The organism is Streptomyces sp. NPDC001985 (genome assembly GCF_040296845.1).
GTDB lineage: Bacteria > Actinomycetota > Actinomycetes > Streptomycetales > Streptomycetaceae > Streptomyces.
This window is the reverse complement of record NZ_JBEOYB010000022.1, coordinates 58,394-79,917: the sequence shown is the minus strand read 5'-3', so window position 1 is coordinate 79,917 and position 21,524 is coordinate 58,394. Positions and strand designations below refer to the sequence as shown.

Genomic DNA, 21,524 nt, shown 5'->3' with positions numbered 1-21,524 from the left:
GCCGGGGAGCCCGGCGGGGAGTGCGGGGGTGTCACTGTCCGCTCCAGCGGGGGGAGCGCTTCTCGGCGAACGCCAGCGCGCCCTCCCGGGCGTCCGCCGACGCGAAGACCGGCGCGCAGGCGTCGCGGTTGCGCGACCACACCTCGTCCGCCGGCCAGTCGGCGGACTCCGCCACGATCCGCTTGCTGGCCCGCACCGCGATCGGGCCGTTCGCGGCGATCTCCCGGGCCAGGGCCAGGGCACCGTCCAGCGCCCCGCCCCGCGCGGTCAGCTCGTTGACCATGCCCAGCTCGTACGCCCGCCGCGCCGGCAGGAAGGCACCGGTCAGGGCGTACTGCATCGCCACGGTGTACGGAATCCGCCGGGGGAGGCGCACCAGCCCGCCGCCGGCCGCTATCAGCCCGCGCCGGGTCTCCGGCAGACCGAACTGCGCGGTGTCGGCCGCCACGATCAGATCGCAGGCCAGGGCCAGTTCGGTGCCCCCGCCGAGCGCGTACCCCTCGACGGCGGCGATCAGGGGCTTGGCGGGCGGGGTCTCCGTGATGCCGCAGAAGCCGCGCCCGGGGATGCCGGAGCGCTCTCCGGCGGCCAGGGCCTTGAGGTCGGCGCCCGCGCAGAAGGTGCCACCGGCGCCGGTGATCACCCCCACGACGAGATCGTCGCGGGCGTCCAGCTCGTCGACGGCCTCGGCGACGGCGTCCGCCACCGCCCGGTTGACGGCGTTGCGGGCCTCGGGGCGGTTGATCGTCACCACGGCGACGCCGTCCGCGAACGAGGTGAGCACGAGATCGGACATGTCGGTCCTTCCGGGGGATGAGGGGGTCGTTCAGCCGCGGCGGGCCCGCGCGGGCCGCACCACGGTCTCCTGCACCACATGGGCGATCAGCCTGCCGTCCCGGCTCCACACATCGGCGAAGGCGAGGCCGCGCCCGTCCACCGAGGTGGGGCTGCGCTGGGCGAACAGCATCCACTCGTCGGCGCGGAACGGCCGGTGGTACCAGACGGCGTGGTCCAGGGAGGTGAGAAAGACCGACGGGGGCGCGCCGCGCAGCATCCGCGGGCGCTCCGTCGACAGCACGGCGACCGGCGCGAGAAAGAGATCGGAGGCGTAGGCCAGGGCGCAGGCGTGCAGCATCGGGTCGTCGGGCAGCGGCCCCGCCGAGCGTATCCACAGCCGCTGCTCGGTCAGGCCCTCGGTGTTCGGTTCGGCGGGTCCGGGGACCAGCCGCATCTCCAGCGCCCGGATGAACTCGGCCTGCGCGTAGTCCTCGGGGTTGATCCGCTTCCAGATCTCGTACATGTCGGGAAGGGTGTCCGGGTCGGCCGTCGCAGGCATCGGCGGCTGCCGGTCCCCGGTGTGTTCGAGCCGTTTGAAGGAGGTGGAGAGGGTGAAGACGATCTCTCCGCCCTGGAGGACGGTGACCCGGCGGGAGAGGTACGAGGACCCGTCCCGCACCCGCTCCACCGAGTAGACCAGGGGGCGCGCGGTGTCGCCCGCGCGCAGGAAGTAGCCGTGCAGCGAGTGCACCGCTCTCCCCTCGGGCACGGTCCGGGCCGCCGCGGTGAGCGCCTGGGCCGCGACCTGTCCGCCGAAGGCCCGCAGCGGGATGCCGGCATGGCACCAGCCCCGGAACAGATCGTGGTCCAGCTGTTCCAGGCCGAGGAGTCCGACGAGGTTCGCGACCGCGTCCGGCTCCGTCCGCCGCTCGGGTGTCACGGGCATCGCGGGCCGTCCTCAGAGGAGTTCGAGGATGGTGGCGTTGGCCATGCCGCCGCCCTCGCACATGGACTGGAGGCCGTAGCGGATGCCGCTGTCGCGCATGTGGTGGACCAGGGTGGTCATGATGCGCGCGCCCGAGCCGCCGATCGGGTGGCCGATGGCCATCGCCCCGCCGAGCGGGTTGAGCCGCCGGTGGTCGGCGCCCGTCTCCTTGAGCCACGCCAGGGTGACCGAGGCGAAGGCCTCGTTGATCTCGTAGACGCCGATGTCGTCGAGGGAGAGCCCCGAGCGCTTCAGCGCCTTGGCGGTGGCGGGGATGGGGCCCTTGAGCATGGTGACGGGATCGGTGCCCGCCACGACGGCGGTGTGGACGCGGGCCAGCGGTGTCCAGCCCCGGGCGCGGGCGAACGCGCTGGTGGTCACCAGCAGGGCGCCCGCCCCGTCGGAGACCTGGGAGGCGTTGCCCGCGGTGATGGCGCCGTCCTCGCGGAAGGCCGGTTTGAGGGCGGCGAGCGTATGGAGGGTGGAGCCGCGCCGGACGCCCTCGTCGGTGTCGAAGACCCGGGTGGTGCCGTCCTCGCCGGTGACGGTGACGGGGGCGATCTGGTCCTTGAAGCGTCCCTCGTCGATGGCGCGCGCGGCGCGGGCGTGGGAGTCCAGGCCGTGCTGGTCCATCTCGGCGCGGGTGATCCCGTACTCGTCGGCGATCAGCTGGGCGCCCGTGCCCTGGTGGAAGCGGACACCGTCGTAGCGGTCCCAGACATCGGGGCCGAAGGGTTCGCCGAAGCGGCCATCGAGCCGGGTGGTGCCCAGCGGGATGGCGCTCATGACCTCGACGCCGCCGGCCACGGCCACGTCGTACTGCCCGGAGATCACACCGGCCGCGGCCTGGTGCACGGCCTGCTGGGACGAGCCGCACTGGCGGTCGACGGTCACCCCGGGGACGGACTCCGGCCAGCCGGCGGCCAGTACCGCGGCCCGGCCGACGCATCCCGCCTGCATCCCGACGCCGGCGGCGCACCCCCAGATCACATCGTCGACGAGCGCGGGGTCCAGGCCGGTGCGTCCGGCCAGGGCGGTCAGGACACGGGCGGAGAGCGAGGCGGCGTGCGTCCGGGAGAGGGAGCCGCCCCGTCTGCCGACAGCGGTGCGTACGGCGTCGACGATCACTGCGTCGCGCATGGGGTCCTCCGTAAGTTGTTAGGCGGGCGGTGTGCGGGGCGGTTCGGATGGCGCGTGCGCACGGCGGCGTTCACCGCGCCGGGCGGGGCGGGGTCAGAGCCCGAGGTCCTTGGCGATGATGGTCTTCATGACCTCGCTGGTGCCGGCGTAGATGCGGTTGACGCGGGTGTCGGCCCAGAGCCGGGCGATCGGGTACTCCAGCATGTAGCCGTAGCCGCCGTGCAGCTGGAGGCACTTGTCGATGACCCGGCCGGCGACCTCGGTGCAGAAGAGCTTGGCCCTGGCCGCGTCCGCCGGGGTCAGCTCGCCCGCCGCGTGGGCGGCCAGCGCCCGGTCCACCAGGGCCTGGGCGGCGACGACCTCGGCGGAGCACTCGGCGAGGACGAACCTGGTGTTCTGGAAGGCCGCGACCGGCTTGCCGAAGACCTCGCGGTCGCGCACGTACTCCGTGGCGAAGCCGATCGCGCCGGCGGCGTTGGCGGTCGCGCCGACGGCCGCGCCGAGCCGCTCCACGACCAGGTTGTGGGTGAGATACGCGAAGGCCGCGCCCTCCTCGCCGAGGAGGTTCGCCACCGGCACCCGGACATCGGTGAAGGACAGTTCGGCGGTGTCCTGGGCACGCAGCCCGATCTTGTCGAGGGTCCGTCCGACGGCGAACCCCTCGGACGCGGTCTCCACGCACAGGATCGTCAGACCCGCGCGGCGGTCGGCGGGGTCGTGGGCCGAGGTCCGGCAGACGACCAGGACGAGATCGGCCTGCGCACCGCCGGTGATGAAGGTCTTGGCGCCGTTGAGGACGTAGTGGGTGCCGTCGTCGGAGAGTCTCGCCGAGGTCCGGATGCCGGCGAGGTCGGAGCCCGCGCCGGGCTCGGTCATCGCGATGGCGGTCATCGTCTCGCCGGAGAGGAAGCCGGGCAGCCAGCGCCGCTTCTGCTCCTCGCTGCCGAACTCCAGCAGATAGGGGAGGACGAGACAGGTGTGCACCGTCTCCGCGCCGAACCCGACGCCCGCCCGGCCGCACTCCTCGCGGATCACGGCCTGGTGGGTGAAGTCGGTGACACCCGCGCCGCCGTACTCCTCGGGCACCTGGACGGCGAAGACGCCGAGCGCCCCGAGTCCGCGGTAGAGGTCCCGGGGAACCCGGCCCTCCCGCTCCCACCGCGCGTAGTGCGGGACGACCTCCTGGGCGATGAACGCGCGGATGGTCGCCCGGAACGCCTCGTGGTCCTCGGTGAACATGCTGCGGCGCACGGTCACACCTCCTTGCTCACAGGTCCGGCGCGCTCCGCCGGACAAGCATTAAGTTAATTTCCATTAACCCAGCTGTCCAGGGTCGGGAGTAGGGAAATTCCTGGCGGTAGTGGTTTTGGCGAGGTGGCGAGTGAGGTCATGTTTCCCTGGTAATCACTGCTCAAGAACCTGGACACCGGCGTTAGCGTCAATTAACTTCATGGCTGTGCGCAGTCGGCTCCCGAACACGCCGCCCCCACGCGCCCGCCGTCTCGCCGCCCCCACGCGCTCGTCGTCCCACCCCCGCACACCGCACCGTCGCAACGAAGCGAGGACCGCTCACATGGCCGACATCGTGGAACACCGGACACTCTTCATCGGAGGCAGGTGGACGGACCCGGCGGGCCGGGACACCATCGAGGTGATCTCCCCCGTGACCGAGCAGGTCGTCGGCCGGGTCCCGCACGCCGCCCCGGCCGATGTGGACCGGGCCGTGGCCGCCGCCCGCGAGGCCTTCGACCACGGCCCCTGGCCCCGGATGACCCTCGCCGAGCGCATCGAGGCCGTGACCCGCGTCAAGGACGGCCTCCTCGCCCGCCACCGGGAACTGGCCGAGCTGGTCACCCTCCAGAACGGCTGCCCCATCACGGTCTCCGTGCGGGCCCAGGCGCTGAGCGCCGTCGCGGCCTTCGGCGCCGCACTGAACGTCGCCGCCGGTCTCACGGCCGAGGAGGAGCGCCCCGGACTGACCGGACCGCTCCTGGTGCGCCACGAGCCCGTCGGCGTGGTCGCCGCCGTCACCCCCTGGAACGTGCCGCAGCTCACCATCGCGGGCAAGCTCGCCCCCGCGCTGCTCGCCGGCTGCGCCGTCGTCCTCAAGCCGTCCCCGGAGACCCCGCTGGACGCCTATCTGCTCGCCGAGGTCTGCGAGGCCGCGGGGCTGCCGGACGGGGTGCTCAGCGTCCTCCCCGCCGACCGGGAGACCGGCGCGTACCTGGTCGCGCACCCGGACATCGACAAGGTCGCCTTCACCGGCTCGGTCGCCGCCGGCAAGAAGATCATGGCCGCCGCCGCCGAGAACCTCACCCGGGTCACCCTGGAGCTGGGCGGCAAGTCCGCCGCGATCATCCTCGACGACGCCGACCTCGACGCCGCCCTGCCCCACCTCGTCATGGGCGCCTTCGCCAACAGCGGCCAGGCCTGCGTCGCCCTGACCCGCATCCTCGCCCCGGCGAGCCGCTACGACGAGATCGCGGCCCGGCTCACCGCCGCCGTCGCCGCGCTGAAGGTCGGCGACCCCTCGGACCCGGCCACCATGATCGGCCCCATGGCCACCGAGAAGCAGCGGCGGCGCAATCTCGACTACATCCGCATCGGCCGGGAGGAGGGAGCCACGGTCCTCACCGGCGGCGGCGTCCCCGACACCCTCCCCACCGGCTGGTATGTCGAGCCGACGCTCTTCGGCGATGTCACCAACGACATGCGGATCGCCCGCGAGGAGATCTTCGGGCCCGTGATCTGTCTCCTGCGCTACGAGACCGAGGCGGACGCGGTCCGGATCGCCAACGACTCCGCGTACGGCCTCGCGGGCACCGTCTGGGCGGGCACCGACGAGCGCGGCACCGGGATCGCCCGGCAGATCCGCACCGGTACGTACTCCGTGAACTGCCAGCGCTTCGATGTCGCCGGCCCCTTCGGCGGCTACAAGGACTCCGGCATCGGCCGCGAGTTCGGCCCCGAGGGATTCGCGGCCTACCAGGAGACCAAGACCATCCATCTGCCCGCCCCCGCCCAGGTCTGACCGCACCCACGAGGAGAGCACCATGCACGCAGCAGTACTCCGCCGGACCGGCGACGCCACCCTGGACGTCACGGATGCCGAGTCCGTGTCCTTCGGGCCCGGCCGGGTCCGGGTGAAGATGCACAAGGCCGGCCTCTGCCACTCCGACCTCTCCGCCATGAACGGGGTGCTCGCGCACCCCGCGCCCTTCATCCCCGGCCACGAGGGCGCGGGAGAGGTGGTCGACGTCGGCGAGGGCGTCACCCACGTCAAGCCCGGTGACCGGGTCATCGTCTGCTGGATGCCGCCCTGCGACGCCTGTCCCTCGTGCGCGGCGGGCGACGGCCACCTCTGCCGCAGCGGCTACCGGAATCTCGCCAACCCCAACTTCAGCAGCGGCGGAACGGTGCTCCCCGGCATGCTCGGCGCCGGCACCTTCGCCGAGGAGACCGTGATCGCGGCCTATGCCGCCATCCCGATCCCGGACGACGTGCCCTACGACATCGCGGCCCTGGTCGGCTGCGGTGTCACCACCGGCATCGGCGCCGCGCTCAACACCGCCCGGGTCCGGCCCGGCTCCTCCGTGGTCGTCATCGGGCTCGGCGGCGTCGGCATCAGCATCCTCCAGGGCGCCAGGGTCGCGGGCGCGGCCCGGATCATCGCCGTCGACCCGACCGCGAGCCGCCGCGAGGCGGCCCTGCGGTTCGGCGCTTCCGAGGCCATCGCCCCGGAGGAACTGGCGGAGGTCACCCGCAGGGACACCGGGGGCTTCGGCTTCGACTACGCCTTCGAGGCGGTCGGCAAGGCCGCCACCCTGCGCGCCGCGTACGACGCCACCCGCCTCGGCGGCACCGTCTGTCTGGTCGGCGCGGGCTCCCGCACCGATCTGACCGATCTGAGCATGGCGGAACTGGTCCTCAACGAGAAGCGGGTCCTGCCGTCCTTCTACGGCGGCGACGACATCCGCCGCACCTACGCGAAGATCTTCGACCTCTGGCGCGCGGGCCGCATCGACCTCGCGTCGATGATCACGCATCACGTACCGCTCACCGGCATCAACGAGGCGATCCGCCAGATGCACACCGGCGAGGCCCTGCGCACCATCATCGACATCGCCTGAGCCGCCGAGGCCACGGCGCCGGGGACTGTAACGGAATCCGCTCCCGCCTCGCGCGCGGAAGTGACGGCTGTCACCCGCACCCTGCCGCCGTGGCCTCCTCTGTTGACCCCTTGTCACAACAACTGTGCTTTCGGTAAGCCCATTTCCGGCCGAGGGCGGACATCTCGCGGCCGGGACGGCGTCCGAACGTCAGTAGGATGCAGTGACAGGCGCCCAGCCGGGTATGCGTGCTTTCGGTACGAGAGGACCGCCGGTCCGACCACGGTCCTCCGTGGGGTACGAGTGCGCATGAGGCGGGCGTCGTCCCGCCGGGCCCGGCACACGCCCTCCCGGTGATCGGCGCGCAGCCGGACCCTCGGGGGGACCGGTGTGTGCCGGGGCAGCCATCGACAAGGAGGTTTCAGTGCTTCGTTCTTCCGGTTCCGCGGGCACCGCCGGGGACGGCCGACGCCGAATACACCCCGCCGCGCTCGTGGTGGGGGCGGTCTGCCTCGGCTTCGGCGGTCTGTATGTGACGGGCCTGCTGGTCTCCGGTGACGAGGTGCCCTCGGGTACGCGGGTGCGCGGCGTGGACATCGGAGGGCTCAGCCCCGCCCGGGCCGAGGCGAAACTGGAACGCGAGCTGGCCCGTGAGTGGCCCGCGCCGGTCGAGGTGCGGATCGGCGACAGGACCGGCACCGTCGACTCCCGCGCGGCGGGCTTCACCCTGGACAGCGAGGAGACCGTGGCCCGGGCCGCCCGGACCGGATCGGGGCCGTTCACCGTCATCGGCCGGCTCTTCGCCTCCGACGGCCGCGCCGTCGAGCCGGTCCACCGGGTGGACGAGGCGAAGACCCGGACGGCACTGGCCGAGCTGGCCGGGAAGTACGACCGCACGGCCCGTGAGGGCGCGATCTCCTTCCGTGAGGGCCGCGCGGTGCCCGTGCGGGCCCGCGTCGGCGAGACGCTCGACGTCGGCCGCGCGACCGGTGTGGTCCGCGAGGCGGTTCTCGACGGGAGGACCGGCCCGGTCTCCCTGCCGGTCGAGCGCAGCGAGCCGCGCGTCGGCGCCGCCGAGGTCGACCGCGCCATGGCCGAGTTCGCCGGGCCCGCGATGTCCGCCCCGGTCACCGTCACCGTGGGTGGCCGCGCCGGCACCATATCCCCGGCGACCATCGGCGAGCACCTGGCCATGAAGCCCGACAAGACGGACCGGCTCACCCCCCGGCTCGACGCCAAGGCCCTGCGCGCCGACCCCGCGGTGACCCGCTCGCTGGCCGCGATCACCGATGAGCCCAAGGACGGCACCCTCAGCCTGGACGGCGGCACCGTGGTGCTCGCCGAGGACGGCAGGCCCGGCCAGAAGGTCACCGCCGACGCGCTGGGGCGCACCGTCCTGCCCCTGCTGACCCGCGGCGGCGACGCCCGCACGGCCGCCCTGCCCACCCGGGCCGTCCAGCCCGAGATCAGCCGGGAGAACTTCGACTCCCTGGGCCTCAAGGAGCGGATGTCCACCTTCACGGTCGACTTCGACCCCGCCCCCTACCGCACCACCAACATCGGCCGCGCGGTGGAGCTGATCAACGGCTCGCTGGTGAAGCCCGGTGAGAACTGGAGCTTCAACGAGACCGTGGGCGAGCGCACCAAGGCCAACGGCTTCGTGGACGGCATCATCATCCAGGACGACCAGTACACCAAGGCCGCCGGCGGCGGGGTCTCCGCGGTCGCCACCACCGTCTTCAACGCCATCTTCTTCGCCGGTGTGAAGCCCCTGGAGTACGGCGCCCACTCGTTCTACATCGAGCGCTACCCGGAGGGCCGGGAGGCGACGGTGGCCTGGGGCAGCCTCGATCTGCGGTTCGCCAACGACTCGGGCAACGCCATCTACATCGCCGCGAGCTCCACCGACTCCTCGGTCACCATCAGCTTCTACGGCACCAAGAAGTACGACTCCGTCGAGGCCGTCAAGGGCCCCCGCACCGAGGTGAAGAAGCCCGAGAAGCGCGAGGGGCCGAAGAAGAACTGTCTGCCGCAGACGCCGCTCGACGGCTTCAACGTCACCGTGGACCGGGTGCTGCGCTCCGGTGACAAGGAGGTCGGGCGCGAGACCTTCCGCACCCGCTACGACCCTCGCGACGAGGTCACCTGCGAGAAGCCGATCACCCTCTGAGCCGGTCACCCCGCTGAGCGGAACCGTGTGCGCCCGTGCCGTCCGGCACGGGCGCACATCTGTCCGGCCCGGCACGGGCGGCAATCCGGGCCGGTCCCGGCTCCGAATCAGGGCAGAGGGCGGACACTCCGGTCTCCGAACGGAGGGCACCATCCATGCTGACCCTGTCCCTGATCGGTCTGTTGGGCGGGTTGATCACGGCGGTCTCCCCGTGCATCCTGCCGGTGCTCCCGGTGGTGTTCCTCGCCGCCGCACCCGGAAACGCCGCCGCACCCGCCCCCGTACCCGCGACCGTGCCCGCCGGGTCCGGCACCGCCGCACCGCCCGGCGCCGCTGAAGGGCCCCCCGCTCCCGCCGCCCGGCCCTCCCGGCGCCGCAACCTCCGCCCCTACGCGGTGGTCGCGGGCCTGGTGCTCAGCTTCAGCTTCTTCACCCTCCTCGGTGTCACCCTGATCTCCGCGCTCGGGCTGCCCGACGACATCCTGCGCTACGTCGGTCTGACCCTGCTGGTCCTGATCGGCCTCGGCCTGGTCTTCCCGCCCCTGGAGCGGCTGCTGGAGAAGCCGTTCGCCCGCATTCCGCAGCGCCAGGTCAACAAGGAGGGCGGCGCCTTCGTCCTGGGGCTCGGTCTCGGTCTGCTGTACGTGCCCTGCGCCGGACCGGTGCTGGCCGCGATCACCGTGGCCGGGGCCCGGGGAGAGATCAGCGCCGATATCGTCGCCCTGACGCTCTCCTTCGCCGTCGGCACCGCGGTCCCTCTGCTGATCTTCGCGCTCGCCGGCCGCCGGGTCACCGAGCGCGTCACCGCCTTCCGCACCCGCGCCCGGGGTCTGCGGATCGCCGCGGGCACCCTGATGATCGCCCTCGCGTTCGCCCTCGCCCTGGACCTCACCACGGCCCTCCAGCGCGCGCTGCCCGACTACACCGCGTCGGCGCAGCGGAAGATCGAGGACAGCGACCGGGCGCGCCAGCAGCTCTCCGGCCTGTACGACAACTCCAACAAGGAGCTGTCCCGCTGCGAGGACGGCGCCGACGAACTCAAGTCCTGCGGCAGGGCCCCGGCGATCGAGGAGATCACCCGGTGGCTGAACACCCCCGGCGGTCGCGCGGTGAAGCTCGAATCGCTGCGAGGCAAGGTGGTGCTGCTCGACTTCTGGACCTACTCCTGTGTGAACTGCCAGCGGAGCCTGCCGCATGTCAAGGCATGGGACCGCGCCTACCGTGACGCGGGCCTGGAGGTCATCGGGGTCCACTCGCCCGAGTTCGCCTTCGAGAAGGACGCCGGGAACGTCGCCGACCAGGCGGAGAAGCTCGGTGTCACCTATCCGGTGGCCCTCGACAACGAACTCACCACCTGGGACAACTACCGCAACCGGTTCTGGCCCGCGAAGTATCTGATCGACGCCCGGGGGACCGTGCGCCACTTCACCTTCGGCGAGGGACGCTACCGCGAGACCGAGGAACACATCCGCACCCTGCTCACGGAGGCCGCCCCGTCGGCCGCCCTGCCCCCGAGGACCGGCCGCAGCGACGCCGACCTCACCGAGGGCCGCACCCCCGAGACCTACCTCAGCCACCAGCGCATCCGCCGCTACACCGGTGACCCGATCGCCGCCGACCGCCTCAAGACCTACCGCATGCCCGGGGAGCTGCGCCGCGACGGCGTCGCCCTCGGCGGCACCTGGACCGCCGGTTACGAGCACTTCACCGCCGGCGCCGACGCCCGGCTCGCCCTCCACTACCGCGCGCGGAACGTCAATCTGGTGCTGGCGGGCAAGGGCCCGGTCGAGGTCCTCGTCAACGGCCGCCACCGCACAACGATCCAGGTCACCGGCGCCCCGACGATGTACTCCCTCATCGACGAGCCCGAGGCCCATGACGCCCGCCTCGAACTCCGCCCCGCCCCCGGTGTCCAGGCCTTCGCCTTCACCTTCGGATAACAGCCGCCCCGGGGCCGCCACCCGCCGCCGGAGGAGACCGTTGTACGGTGCGGTCACTCTCCTCCGGGGTGGTGGGCCCCGAGGACCGGACGCCCTGGAGCAGCGCGGGATGCGAGAGCACGCATGACCACACGGACCACGCCCGGAGCCGGGGCCGCCACCGGGGCGGAGGGACCCCGGCGGGGGTTCGGCGGGCTGATCGTCTTTCTGAACGGGACCTCCAGCTCGGGCAAGTCGAGCATCGCGAAGGAGCTGGTGGGCCTCTTCCAGGAACCCTCCTTCCATCTGGCGGTGGACGCCTTCCACGCGATGCGGTCGAAGCCCGAACTGACCCCGGAGCAACTGCCCGCCGTCCTCAGGCGCACCTGGATGGGGTTTCACCGGGCGGTCGCGGGAATGGCCGGGGCGGGCAACACCGTCGTCGTCGACCATGTCCTCAGCGAGCCGTGGCGCCTGCGGGACTGTCTGGAGCTGTTCCCGCACCGGGACACCGTCCTCGTCGGCGTCCGCTGCCCCCTGCCGGAGCTGGAGCGCAGGGAACGGGCGCGCGGTGACCGGCCGGCGGGACTGGCGGCCGGTCAGTTCGAGCGCGTCCACGCCCATGCTGTCTACGACATCGAGTGCGACACCGGGGACGCGAGCCCGGCCGAGTGCGCCCGGCGGATCGAGGACTTCCTCCACCGCCGGACCACCCCGACCGCCTTCGAACGCCTCGCGGCCGAGCGGGCCTGACCCGGGCTCAGCCGGCGCGCGGCACGTAGTAGGGCCGGTGGTGGGCCGCCACCGGCGACGACTGGAAGCTCCACGCCCCGGCGGCGGGAGCCCCGCCGACGAGGGCGGCGATGTCGGTGCCGATGCGGGAGCCGCTGTCGTGGACCGTCAGCCGCACCCGCCCGGCGTCCGCCGCCGCCAGGGGGAAGAACCGGTAGGGCTGGTACACATGGAGCGGACCGGCCAGCGGCCGGCCGCCGGCGTCGGTGCCGTACCCGGTGATGGGGGTGCTGTTGACCGGGGTCCCGGGCAGACCGGTCAGATCGGCGGAGAGGGAGAACAGGGTCCGGTCCCGGCGGTCGATGCCGTCCCCGCTCTCCGAGGCCACCGCCTCCTTGCAGACGATGTCCCAGCTCTCGCCCGCCGGACCGTTGGGAGAGGGCATCGCCGCCCGGAACCAGGCCGGATACTTCGGCTCACCGAAGAGCGCCGTCCCCGCGGCGATCGCCAGCGGGTTGTCGCAGAGCACATGGAGCCGGGCGATCCCGAGCAGTTTCGTCTGGTCGTACCCCCGCGCGTACTCCTCGTACGAGAGCCTGGCGAGCCGGCCGGCGCTCGCGGTCGGATGCGCGACGACGCTGTACTCGATCTCCTGGGTGATACCGCCGCCGTTCGGGTACTGGGCGAAGTACAGCTGGTAGTTGAGGGTGACACAGGCCCTTCCGCCGAAGTCCGCCGCGGTCAGATCGGGGTGGTGCGCCGCGAGGGCCGCCCGCACCGGACCGGGGTCCACCAGGTGGTCGACGCCGATGTTGTGCAGGGCTCCGTAGTGGAAGGGCAGCAGATACGGGGCGGTCACGGGCGGCAGGGTCAGTTCGTCGGTCACGGGGTGCGGGTCTCCTCGGGGGTGGCCGGACCCGGGTGAGCCCCGGAGGCCGGCGGTCGGGCCGCGGCGCGCCGCGCGGACAGGTCGCGGTGGATCTGTTCGGCGCTGCGCAGGGTGATCGCGGCCATGGTGAGCGTCGGGTTGGAGGTGCCGAGCGAGGGCATGCTCCCGCAGCCCACCGCGTAGAGGCCGGGGTGGTCCCAGCAGCGCTGCCAGCCGTCGACGACGGAGTCGGCCGGGCTGTCGCCCATGATGTGGGTGCCCCCGCCGTGGCCCGCGCCCCGGTACACATAGGACCTGCCCCGGTACCTGTACCAGCCCGGGTGCGCGGGCCCGGGTGCGTACCGGCTGTGGTCCTCCGCCCCCAGCAGGGCGAAGATCTGCTCGGACACCGTCCTGGCCGCCGCGATCCCCTCCTTCACATGGTCGGAGAGGTCATACGTGAGCCGTGGGCGCGGCCGGCCCAGCGGATCGGGCGGACCCGGGTCGAGGGTGACGCGGTTGGCCGGGTCGGCGCTCTGCTCCAGCTCGAACTGGAGGGCGAACTGCCGGCCGATCCGCTCCCCGGCGGCCCTCCGCAGCGCCGGCCCGAACAGCCCCCGCCCACCGCCCGCCGGATCGCCGTGGCGCAGCAGTTCGGCCACATCGAGGGAGGGCGGGCCGACCGCCCAGTTCCACCCCCAGTTGCCGATCTCGATCCGGAAGGGCGCCCGGGCGGCCCGGGCCGGACCGAAGCGGAACCCCTCCAGACCGGAGGTCGAACCGGGCCCCCGGTAGGGCCCGGTGGGCCGGGGCAGCAGCCCCCAGGTGAGCAGCACGGGGTGGTCCATCAGATTCCGGCCGACCTGGTCGCTGGAGTTGGCGAGCCCGGAGGCGAGCAGCAGCCGCGCGTTCTCGATCGCGTGGGCGGCGAGGACGACCGTGGCCGCGCGCGCCGTGTGCCGGACCGGACGGGAGGGCCCGGCCGGGTCGTCGTACCGCTGGTACTCGACTCCGGTGACCCGCCCCCCGGGGCCGGCCACGATCCGTGCGGCGACCGCGCGGGTGCGCAGGGTGACCCCCGGCGCCCAGCGTGCCTGGGTGCGCAGCGGGGTGTACTTGGCCCCGGTCGGGCAGACCGGGATACAGCTCGCGCTGCCCTCGCAGACCGGCCCGTGCTCCTCGGTCGCGGCGGTGTTGCGGGCCTGGGGCGTGCCGACGACCCGCAGCGGGGTCGGGTGAGGGTGCGCGGGGTCCCGGGCGTGGCGCCCGTCCAGCCGCTCGGCCAGCATCCGGTCGAGATGGCTGGGCGGGACCGGGGGATGCGGGTAGGCGTACCCGTCCGGCCAGGGCAGACCGACGTGGTCCCGCTGCTCGGCCGGATCACCGGCCACCCCCAGTTCGCGCTCCGCCGCGCGGTAGTAGGGCTCCAGGTCGCCGTAGCCGATGGGCCAGTCGCGGCCGTAACCGAACGCCCCGGTGCGGAAGTCCTCCGGGTGCATGCGCGGGGTGAGCCCCGTCCAGGCCGTGCCGGTGCCGCCGTTGACCCGCAGATAGCCGCTCGCGTACGGCAGCCGGCCGTTCTGGACGAGATACCCGGCCGCCCGGTAGCCGCCGCCGGGCAGACCGGTGAGGTCCGGTACGTCGGGGGAGGGCACCAGGGGGTTGGGCGCCAGCGCCGAGCCGGGGACCTTCATCGCCGCCGCGCGGAACCGGTCCGCGTCCACGGCGGGGCTGCCGTCGGTGTCGCCCACCCCCGCCTCCAGGACCAGAATCCGCCAGCCCCGCGCGCCCAGCTCCTTCGCCACCAGCGATCCGGCGATGCCCGCGCCGACGACGATCACATCGAAACGCTCCGCACCGGTCATAACCCCTCGCCCCCGCCCGGCTCCGAGGGGGGCTCGGCCCAGGAGCCGGGACCCGGTCTTCCGGCCCCCGGCGGATGGGCGCCGAAGCTCCGCCACACCAGCGCGCCGGCGTGGGCGCGGGCGGAGACCGGGGCGGGGGGCCCGCCGCCCGGCCCGTCGGGCCAGGCGCCCGCGTACCAGAGGTGGCAGACGGCCCGGGCGAGCCCGTCGAGCGCCGCGTCGCCGGTCGGGACGTACGGGTCGGTCGCGGTGGCGGCCAGCTTCTCGTAGAGCGCGGGATCGCTCCGGGAGCGGACCAGCCGGCGGTAGGTCCCGGCCAGTCCGGTCCCGGTCAGCTCGGCGGCGTCGAAACCGGTGAGCGCGGCCGAGAGGGCCAGGAACCGCCCGGCCTCCCCCTCCCGCTGACACGGCCCGGACCCGGACCCGGGGCCGGAGTCCCCGTCGTCTCCCTCGTTCCCCCCGGCCGGCTCGTTCACCGCGGTCACCCGGAGCCTCGCCCACGGCACCGGCGACGGACGCTCTTCGACATCGGTCAGAACCCCCTCTGCTCTCTGCCTGCCTCCCCGTTGGGCCGCCGAGATCCCTACCTCGCCACCGGCGGGTTCATGCCCCCGGCCCTCCGGCGGGTGGGTGCGCGGGGTGCGCCCGGCACCGGCGCCGGGCTCCGGGACACCGGCCTGTGGCCGTCCCTGTGCGCGGTACCCGGAGCGGCTCGCCACCGAACCCGGCCAGGGAGGAGGCGAACCCGGACGCCGCCGCTCCGCGCGCGGACCCGGCGGCAGCGGTGCGCGGCTGAGCCCTCCGCCCGGCGGGCCCGGGGGCGGGCGCGGCGCACGGGGTACCGGTGCGGATGCCGGCGGGGCCCGTGAGTCCCGCTTCCCGCCCCGGCCGTGGCCGGCGCCCGCCCGTCGGGACGGTGCCGGAGCGGGCGTTGACGCGGGACGCCGGGGGCGGCGGGCCGGTGGCGCGGCCTCCGGGGGCCTTCGGAACACCACCCCACGCGCCGTCCTCCGGCCGAGCGGAGCGATGTCCCGGGCCGCGACCCCGTTACTGCGGGGCGATGTCGAAGATCCCGCACTGCACGGACGGCGAGAGCAGCACCGCTCCGGGGCTGCACCCCACCACGACATCGGGGTTCTGGGTCGTGGTGACGGTGATGTCGCCGAACTCGAAGGCGGAGTTGAGGTCGAGGGAGTCGAGGGCGGCGTCCGAGAGGACGGCCCCGGGTGTGGCGGCGGAAGCGGCGGACGAGGCTCCGGCGACGGCCGTGACGGCGAGTGCGACGGCGGCCAGAACGGTTCTGATGCGCATGGTCGGTCCCTTGACTGTTCGGTGTACCGGGCAGGGGCGGCTGAGACGTTCCCGGTACCACCGGCGCGAGACCGCGCCACGCCGGTGCGCACTCGATCGGCGCAGGGGGATTCACCCGGCCGTACGCACGGAGGGGCCCGGCCGCCGGGCCCTGGCTGCCGAACCCCCCGGGACCGGCCCGGTCAGAGCCGGGCGCTGATCGTCACGCTGATCGTGAGATGGCGGGAGGTGAACCCCTTGGACCGGGTCACACCGAACGCGTAGCGGTCGACCGTGGTGGTTCCGCGGGCCGTGAGCCGCCCGTCGGCGAAGGAGACGGAGTCCACGGCTATCGCCACCGGGCGGGTGACACCGTGCACGGTCAACTGCCCCCGCAGCGTCCCGCCCCCGCCGGACCGGTCGAGACTCCGGCCGCGGAAGGTCATCTCGGGGTACGCGGCCGTGTCCAGGTACTCGGCGGACTTCACGTGCTCGTCCCGCTTCGCGTTGGCGGAGTCGAAGCTTCCGCTGGGGATCACCACATCCACGGACGACTCCTCCACCGACTCGGACACGGTGATCGACCCGTGCCCGATGGTGAGGGTGCCCACGACCGGAAGCAGCCAGAAGGCACGCGTCTCGAACCGCAGGGACGAGGCCGCCGTGTCGATCTCATACGTTCCCGGTACCGGTACCGACTGTCTCTCAACGCCTGACGCCGTCATGAACGCGTACCCCTTCGGTCTGAAGATCGGCCCTGATCGATCACCCTCTCGTACCGCCCGCCGTTCCACCAGCCGACGACAAGCCGCAGAACGCGGTGATCGAATCCGGCCGGAAATCGCCGTGGCGGCGACTTCTCCACCGGACCGGGCGATACCCTTCCCCGGCTTTTCTGAATGATCATCAGTACGAGGGGAATGTCCGGATGAATCGAATAAGCACCGTACTTGCCGCGCTCGGCATCACCGCCGGGCTGATGACCGCCCCCGCGGCGAGCGCCGCCCCGCAGACCCCGGAGCGGCCGAGGGCGGCGGCACCCCGGCACGAGCCGCCGTGCACCGGGAAGTTCCTCGACGACGCCCGTCTCGGCCCCCAATGGCTGCCGGAGAAGCAGGTCGCACCGGTCGGGCCGCTGCTCAAGGGGTACAAGCGGACCGGCTCCCTCACCCCCTCGGCCTTCCTCGCGAAGTACTGGGAGGGCCCCGCCGGAACCGGCGGCTGGAAGTACCCGCCGAACGACGGCTTCGGCCAGGTCAACGGCGAGATCGACAAGGAGCCCACCAAGCTCCGCCCCGGCCAGCGGCTGGACCGCTTCGGCTCCGAGTTCGGCAGCTATCTCGCCCCGGCCGGTGACGCCTACCGCAAGCGCGCCCTGCCCCCGCAGAACCTCAACACCCGGGACGCGGCGGTCGCCTGCGACTACCGTGTCTACAAGGTCGCCAAGCCGTTCTGGGTGTGGCAGGGCCGTATCGCGCCCTGGTTCGAGCAGCCCGGCGGGGGCCGGCAGATCAAGCTGGACCCGGTCTTCCTCGACCCGGGGCAGGGCGAGCGCCTCCATGTGAAGTGGCTGCTGGAGCGCGGCTACCTCACCGCCGTGGCCGGCTAGGGCGGCCATGGACCGCCGCGGCGCACGGGCCGCGCTGAGCGCGGCGGGGGTGGCCGACGGCCACTACCACATCGAAGGGGTCCACGAACCCGCCCCCACGCCCCCCGACTTCCTGTATCTGCGGCGGGCCCCGGACGGGGGGTGGGAGACGGGTGTGTACGAGCGCGGCGCGCACCAGGCCATCGCCCGCCACCCGAGCGAGTCCGCTGCCTGCGCCCATCTGCTGCGGCTGCTGATCTGACGGCGCGGGTGCGGGGACCGCCACCCCGCACCCGCGCCTCCAGCGGGTCAGCCCCCGTCGCCGAGATGCCGCCAGCGCACCGGGTCGCGCGCCGGTGCGCCGGGCACCGGGTCCGGCAGCGCGCCCCGGTCGCCGCATTCGAGGACGAGCATCTCGTCGGCGCCGGGCTGGAACTCATAGGCGACCCGGTCGAGCCGCGAGGCGACACCGAAGCCGTCGAGTTCCGCGCGGATGCGGTCGAGATGCTCGTACCGCTCGTCCGTGGTGTGCAGCACCACCGGGAAGAGCCGCACCTGCCAGCGGGCCACCCGGACCAGCTCGATCAGCGCGTTCCGGTGGAACTCCGCATCGAACCGCGCGCCGTAGGAGAACAGCAGATGGGAGCTGAGCACCAGATCGAAGGAGCCATCGGCGAAGGGCAGATGGGGCAGGGTCCCCTCGACATAGCGCTCCGGGCGCGCCGTGATGTGCGCGGCGAAGGTGGTCGCGGCCTCGGACCGCAGCCGGGTGTAGCGCGTGGCGTCACCGAACCAGTCCCAGACGTACGAGGACGCGTTGTCCGCCACGGACCGGTGCTTGTGCTCGATCTCGCGCAGCACCAGCTCGCCGAGGCGCTCCCGGCCGGGACCGTACTGCGGATCGACGGCGACCGCGTCGGTCCCCCGGGCCCCGGCCAGGGCCACGAAGCTCGCGGCGCCGCCGGGGCAGTCCAGTACGCGCAGGGCCAGGTCGTCGTCCGACAGCGCGAACATCGCCCGGTACTCGTCGAAGGAGCGGGCACTGATCAGCATCGCCGTCAGCCCCGGCCGATGAAGGGCATGGTCGTGGGCAGGACCGTGAGGAACTGGACATTGGTGTCCGCCGGCATGGACGCCATCAGCAGCAGCGACTCCGTGAAGCGCGCCACGGGGATCGTCGCCTCGACCGCCATCGAGCCGTCGGCCTGCATCGCGGCGGGCTGCGGACCGCCGTCGGCCGGGTCCACGTTCCCCACGTCGATCTGTCCGCAGGAGATGCCGTAGGGGCGCCCGTCCAGCGACAGGGCCCGGGTGAGCCCGAGCACCGCGTGCTTGGCCGTCGTGTAGGCGATGGCGTTGGGCCGGGGCGAGTGCGCGGACGGCGCACCGTTGTTGATGATCCGCCCGCCCTGCGGGGACTGGTCCCGCATCACCCGGAACGCCTCCTGCGCGCAGAGGAAGGTACCGGTGACGGTGGTGTCCATGACCTTGCTCCAGTCGTCGAAGTCCACCTCCGCGACCGGCCGGCGCGGGACGGCCGCGCCCGCGTTGTTGAAGAGGAGGTCCAGCCGGCCGAAGTGCGCCCGTACGGTGCGGAACAGCGCGGCCACCTGGGCGGGGTCGCGGATGTCGGTGGGCACGGCGATCACCCGGTCCGGGCCCGCGCCCGACAGGGCGATGGTCTCCTTCAGCGCCTCCTCGCGCCGGCCGGCCAGGGCGAGCGACCAGCCCTGGGCGAGCAGGGCGAGCGCGCTGGCCCTGCCGAGCCCGCCGCCTCCGCCGGTGACCACACCGATCCTGCCGGTGCCGGGTCCCGTGGCCGCACCCGTGTCCGTGTCCCGCCCGGCGGGTCCGGCGGTCATCGGGTGTCCATCCAGACGCGCAGCACCCGGCGGGGCACTTCGGGCTCGTCGACGTAGGGCGAACGGCCGTGCAGCACCCTGCTGTTGCGGATCACCAGCAGATCACCCGCCGCCAGCTGGAGCCCGAAGGCGATCTCCGGCCGGTAGAGGACCTCGTCGAGGTAGTCCAGCGCCTCCAGCCGGCGGGCGCTCAGCTCTCCCGAGGCCCGTACCGTACGGGTCTGGTAGTAGCAGCCGACCGTCCCGTCCGCCTGGGTGAAGAGAATCGGCGAGACGACCGTCTGGACGCCCGCGCGCCCGGTCCGGTCGAAGGTCCACTCCTCCTGGAGCAGGGCGAGCACATCGGGCCGCTCCTGCTCGATGATGTCGTGGACGTGCCGGGCGCTCGCCAGCTTGGTGTTGCCCCCGCCCCGGACCGCGGGCTGGAGGCAGAGCAGGACCAGCAGATCACAGGTGTCGCAGTGGAACCCCAGCTCGGTGTTCCCGTCGCCGTCGTTGTCCCGCAGCACCCGGGTCAGATCCCCCTGGGCGTTCTGCGGAACGATCTCCCCCAGATCCCGCACCAGGAACGACAGGCTCCGGACGATGTCGTCGTCGGGCGCCGCCGGGTCGATCAGCCGCTGGACGTGCGCGAAACCCACCGACCGGATGCTCCGCTGGAGGAAGGAGTTCAGGTTCTCGCGCTGCGGAGCCGCGCCGTTCCACCGCTCGGCCACGGAGTCGGCCCAGAGCAGCTCCCGGTCGCCCGGGGAGACCGGTGCCGACCACACCTCGCGGGTGGACTCCAGATACTCCGAGGTCCAGCCGATGTCGTTGAGTGTTTTCTCGGTCATGCCGTGATCAGTCCTTTCAGAAGGGGGACGGGCACTACCGCGTCGCGGTGGCGACGGCCGCGGACCACAGGGACAGCGCCTCGTCGATCTGGGGGGCGGTGACGACGAGCGCCGGGATCATCCGGATCACATTGCCGTGCACCCCGCAGGGCAGGAGGAGCAGGCCGCCCTCGGCGGCGGCGCTCTGGGCGCGCTTGGCGGTGCCGGGATCGGGGGAGCCGTCGGGGTGGCAGAACTCGCTGCCCGCCATCAGACCCAGCCACCGCACATCGGCGATGGCGGGCGTCCCGGCGGCGATCTTCCGCAGCCCCTCCGCGAGCCGCGCGCCCTGCGCCGAGGCGTTCTCCACCAGCCGCTCGTCCCGGATCACATCCAGGGTCGCCAGCGCCGCCGCGCAGGCCACGGCGTTGCCGCCGTAGGTCCCGCCCTGGGAGCCCGGCCACGCCTTGCTCATCAGCCGCTCCGGCGCCGCGATCGCGGAGAGCGGGAATCCGCTCGCCAGACCCTTGGCGGTGATCAGTACATCGGGCACGACACCGGCGCTGTGCTGATGCGCCCAGAACTTGCCGGTCCGGCCGAAACCGGTCTGGATCTCATCGACCACCAGCAGGATGCCGTGCCGGTCCGCCCGCTCCCGCAGACCGGCCAGGAACCCCGCGGGGGCGGGCACATAGCCGCCCTCGCCCAGCACCGGCTCGACGAACATCGCCGCGGTCTCGGACGGCGCGCTGACGGTCGCCAGCACATGGTCGAGACCGCGCAGCGCGTGCTCGACCGCCTCCTCCTCGCTCATCCCCAGCCGGAAGGCGTGCGGGAAGGGCGCCACCGCGACCCCCGGCATCAGCGGGCCGATACCGGCGCGGAACCGGCTGCCGGCCGTGGTCAGCGACGCCGCGCCCATGGTGCGCCCGTGGAAGGAGCCATCGAACACGATCGCGTTCTGCCGGCCGGTGGCGTGGCGGGCGAGCCGCAGCGCCGCCTCCACCGCCTCACTGCCGGAGCACATGTAGAAGACGGAGTCCAGGCCCGGGGGCAGCACCTCGCCGAGACGCCCGGTCAGCGTCAGCAACTGCTCGTGCAACACGGTCGTGTACTGCCCGTGGATCAGCCGGCCCGACTGCCGCTGCACGGCCTCCACCACCCGGGGGTGGCAGTGGCCCGTGCTGGTGACACCGACACCCGAGGTGAAGTCGAGATAGCGCCGGTCGTCGGCGTCGAAGAGATACACCCCCTCGCCTCGGGCGGCGACAACGGGAGTGGCTTGCTTGAGGACCGGGGAGAGCTGGGACATGGCGTCCTTTTCTGTCTGTTCCATCTGTTCTGTCTGATCTATCTGGTCTGTCTGTACTTCTGCCGTCGGGGTGCGGGGCCGGGCGCGCCGGGGCC

The 21,524-nt window shown here is 73.0% G+C and carries 20 protein-coding genes; 7 read left to right on the top strand and 13 right to left on the bottom strand.

What is annotated here, in order from left to right:
* Positions 1-31 precede the first annotated feature (31 nt).
* The 4 genes from ABT122_RS12680 to ABT122_RS12665 form a co-directional block, all read right to left on the bottom strand.
* Positions 32-796: a crotonase/enoyl-CoA hydratase family protein gene (locus tag ABT122_RS12680; protein WP_351549580.1), complete on the bottom strand. Its 765-nt coding sequence runs from the start codon at positions 794-796 to the stop codon at positions 32-34.
* A gap of 30 nt (positions 797-826) precedes the next feature.
* Positions 827-1,723, bottom strand: a complete 897-nt coding sequence (locus ABT122_RS12675; RefSeq protein WP_351549577.1) for an acyl-CoA thioesterase — start codon at positions 1,721-1,723, stop codon at positions 827-829.
* A 12-nt stretch (positions 1,724-1,735) separates the two neighbouring features.
* Positions 1,736-2,902, bottom strand: coding sequence for a thiolase family protein (locus ABT122_RS12670; protein WP_351549574.1), 1,167 nt, complete (start codon positions 2,900-2,902; stop codon positions 1,736-1,738).
* A 93-nt stretch (positions 2,903-2,995) separates the two neighbouring features.
* Complete coding sequence (locus ABT122_RS12665) at positions 2,996-4,153, bottom strand: acyl-CoA dehydrogenase family protein (protein WP_351549571.1); 1,158 nt, start codon at positions 4,151-4,153, stop codon at positions 2,996-2,998.
* A gap of 322 nt (positions 4,154-4,475) precedes the next feature.
* On the opposite strand from ABT122_RS12665, the gene ABT122_RS12660 reads away from it, so the two are divergent.
* The 5 genes from ABT122_RS12660 (at position 4,476) to ABT122_RS12640 (ending at position 11,853) form a co-directional block, all read left to right on the top strand.
* A complete protein-coding gene (locus ABT122_RS12660) occupies positions 4,476-5,933 on the top strand; it encodes an aldehyde dehydrogenase (RefSeq protein ID WP_351549569.1) in 1,458 nt (485 codons plus the stop codon).
* Positions 5,934-5,955: 22 nt separating this feature from the next.
* The gene (locus tag ABT122_RS12655; protein WP_351549566.1) at positions 5,956-7,032 is read left to right on the top strand and encodes an alcohol dehydrogenase catalytic domain-containing protein; all 1,077 of its coding nucleotides are present in this window, start codon (positions 5,956-5,958) and stop codon (positions 7,030-7,032) included.
* A 403-nt stretch (positions 7,033-7,435) separates the two neighbouring features.
* On the top strand, positions 7,436-9,181 hold the full coding sequence (locus tag ABT122_RS12650; protein WP_451067069.1) for a VanW family protein: 1,746 nt from the start codon (positions 7,436-7,438) through the stop codon (positions 9,179-9,181).
* A gap of 155 nt (positions 9,182-9,336) precedes the next feature.
* Positions 9,337-11,121, top strand: coding sequence for a cytochrome c biogenesis protein DipZ (locus ABT122_RS12645; protein WP_351549563.1), 1,785 nt, complete (start codon positions 9,337-9,339; stop codon positions 11,119-11,121).
* A gap of 123 nt (positions 11,122-11,244) precedes the next feature.
* The gene (locus ABT122_RS12640; RefSeq protein ID WP_351549560.1) at positions 11,245-11,853 is read left to right on the top strand and encodes a chloramphenicol phosphotransferase CPT family protein; all 609 of its coding nucleotides are present in this window, start codon (positions 11,245-11,247) and stop codon (positions 11,851-11,853) included.
* A 7-nt stretch (positions 11,854-11,860) separates the two neighbouring features.
* Here ABT122_RS12640 and ABT122_RS12635 read toward each other — a convergent pair whose 3' ends face one another.
* From ABT122_RS12635 to ABT122_RS12615, 5 genes are all read right to left on the bottom strand, one after another.
* On the bottom strand, positions 11,861-12,718 hold the full coding sequence (locus ABT122_RS12635) for a hypothetical protein (protein ID WP_351549557.1): 858 nt from the start codon (positions 12,716-12,718) through the stop codon (positions 11,861-11,863).
* Complete coding sequence (locus ABT122_RS12630) at positions 12,715-14,565, bottom strand: GMC family oxidoreductase (RefSeq protein WP_351549555.1); 1,851 nt, start codon at positions 14,563-14,565, stop codon at positions 12,715-12,717. Before ABT122_RS12630 ends, ABT122_RS12635 begins: the two co-directional genes overlap by 4 nt.
* Positions 14,562-15,041, bottom strand: coding sequence for a hypothetical protein (locus ABT122_RS12625; protein ID WP_351549552.1), 480 nt, complete (start codon positions 15,039-15,041; stop codon positions 14,562-14,564). Before ABT122_RS12625 ends, ABT122_RS12630 begins: the two co-directional genes overlap by 4 nt.
* A 571-nt stretch (positions 15,042-15,612) precedes the next feature.
* Entirely contained in the window at positions 15,613-15,876 is a 264-nt protein-coding gene (locus tag ABT122_RS12620; RefSeq protein ID WP_351549549.1) for a hypothetical protein, read from the bottom strand.
* A 182-nt stretch (positions 15,877-16,058) separates the two neighbouring features.
* Complete coding sequence (locus ABT122_RS12615) at positions 16,059-16,580, bottom strand: YceI family protein (RefSeq protein WP_351549546.1); 522 nt, start codon at positions 16,578-16,580, stop codon at positions 16,059-16,061.
* A 203-nt stretch (positions 16,581-16,783) separates the two neighbouring features.
* Between ABT122_RS12615 and ABT122_RS12610 the strand changes: the two genes are divergently transcribed.
* Both ABT122_RS12610 and ABT122_RS12605 read left to right on the top strand, forming a co-directional pair.
* Positions 16,784-17,464 carry a TNT domain-containing protein gene (locus tag ABT122_RS12610; protein ID WP_351549543.1) on the top strand — a complete coding sequence of 227 codons (681 nt, stop codon included), beginning with the start codon at positions 16,784-16,786 and terminating at the stop codon, positions 17,462-17,464.
* 7 nt (positions 17,465-17,471) lie between these two features.
* Positions 17,472-17,705: a hypothetical protein gene (locus ABT122_RS12605; RefSeq protein WP_351549540.1), complete on the top strand. Its 234-nt coding sequence runs from the start codon at positions 17,472-17,474 to the stop codon at positions 17,703-17,705.
* Positions 17,706-17,752: 47 nt separating this feature from the next.
* Here ABT122_RS12605 and ABT122_RS12600 read toward each other — a convergent pair whose 3' ends face one another.
* The 4 genes from ABT122_RS12600 to ABT122_RS12585 are packed head-to-tail and all read right to left on the bottom strand — an operon-like array spanning position 17,753 to position 21,429.
* Entirely contained in the window at positions 17,753-18,496 is a 744-nt protein-coding gene (locus tag ABT122_RS12600; RefSeq protein WP_351549538.1) for a methyltransferase domain-containing protein, read from the bottom strand.
* Between the two features lie 5 nt (positions 18,497-18,501).
* Positions 18,502-19,305 (bottom strand): SDR family oxidoreductase, encoded by an 804-nt coding sequence (locus ABT122_RS12595; protein ID WP_351549535.1) that lies wholly within the window; start codon positions 19,303-19,305, stop codon positions 18,502-18,504.
* A complete protein-coding gene (locus tag ABT122_RS12590; protein WP_351549532.1) occupies positions 19,302-20,138 on the bottom strand; it encodes a TauD/TfdA family dioxygenase in 837 nt (278 codons plus the stop codon). The genes ABT122_RS12595 and ABT122_RS12590 overlap by 4 nt, the downstream gene beginning before the upstream one ends.
* A 34-nt stretch (positions 20,139-20,172) precedes the next feature.
* The gene (locus ABT122_RS12585) at positions 20,173-21,429 is read right to left on the bottom strand and encodes an aspartate aminotransferase family protein (RefSeq protein WP_351549638.1); all 1,257 of its coding nucleotides are present in this window, start codon (positions 21,427-21,429) and stop codon (positions 20,173-20,175) included.
* Positions 21,430-21,524 lie beyond the last annotated feature (95 nt).

What these genes read in the sequence shown, in the direction of transcription:
- ABT122_RS12680 (WP_351549580.1), bottom strand. Translation starts at nt 796, where the DNA reads ATGTCCGATCTCGTGCTCACCTCGTTCGCGGACGGCGTCGCCGTGGTG.
- ABT122_RS12675 (WP_351549577.1), bottom strand. Translation starts at nt 1,723, where the DNA reads ATGCCCGTGACACCCGAGCGGCGGACGGAGCCGGACGCGGTCGCGAAC.
- ABT122_RS12670 (WP_351549574.1), bottom strand. Translation starts at nt 2,902, where the DNA reads ATGCGCGACGCAGTGATCGTCGACGCCGTACGCACCGCTGTCGGCAGA.
- ABT122_RS12660 (WP_351549569.1), top strand. Translation starts at nt 4,476, where the DNA reads ATGGCCGACATCGTGGAACACCGGACACTCTTCATCGGAGGCAGGTGG.
- ABT122_RS12655 (WP_351549566.1), top strand. Translation starts at nt 5,956, where the DNA reads ATGCACGCAGCAGTACTCCGCCGGACCGGCGACGCCACCCTGGACGTC.
- ABT122_RS12645 (WP_351549563.1), top strand. Translation starts at nt 9,337, where the DNA reads ATGCTGACCCTGTCCCTGATCGGTCTGTTGGGCGGGTTGATCACGGCG.
- ABT122_RS12640 (WP_351549560.1), top strand. Translation starts at nt 11,245, where the DNA reads ATGACCACACGGACCACGCCCGGAGCCGGGGCCGCCACCGGGGCGGAG.
- ABT122_RS12630 (WP_351549555.1), bottom strand. Translation starts at nt 14,565, where the DNA reads ATGACCGGTGCGGAGCGTTTCGATGTGATCGTCGTCGGCGCGGGCATC.
- ABT122_RS12620 (WP_351549549.1), bottom strand. Translation starts at nt 15,876, where the DNA reads ATGCGCATCAGAACCGTTCTGGCCGCCGTCGCACTCGCCGTCACGGCC.
- ABT122_RS12615 (WP_351549546.1), bottom strand. Translation starts at nt 16,580, where the DNA reads ATGACGGCGTCAGGCGTTGAGAGACAGTCGGTACCGGTACCGGGAACG.
- ABT122_RS12610 (WP_351549543.1), top strand. Translation starts at nt 16,784, where the DNA reads ATGAATCGAATAAGCACCGTACTTGCCGCGCTCGGCATCACCGCCGGG.
- ABT122_RS12605 (WP_351549540.1), top strand. Translation starts at nt 17,472, where the DNA reads ATGGACCGCCGCGGCGCACGGGCCGCGCTGAGCGCGGCGGGGGTGGCC.
- ABT122_RS12600 (WP_351549538.1), bottom strand. Translation starts at nt 18,496, where the DNA reads ATGCTGATCAGTGCCCGCTCCTTCGACGAGTACCGGGCGATGTTCGCG.
- ABT122_RS12595 (WP_351549535.1), bottom strand. Translation starts at nt 19,305, where the DNA reads ATGACCGCCGGACCCGCCGGGCGGGACACGGACACGGGTGCGGCCACG.
- ABT122_RS12590 (WP_351549532.1), bottom strand. Translation starts at nt 20,138, where the DNA reads ATGACCGAGAAAACACTCAACGACATCGGCTGGACCTCGGAGTATCTG.
- ABT122_RS12585 (WP_351549638.1), bottom strand. Translation starts at nt 21,429, where the DNA reads ATGTCCCAGCTCTCCCCGGTCCTCAAGCAAGCCACTCCCGTTGTCGCC.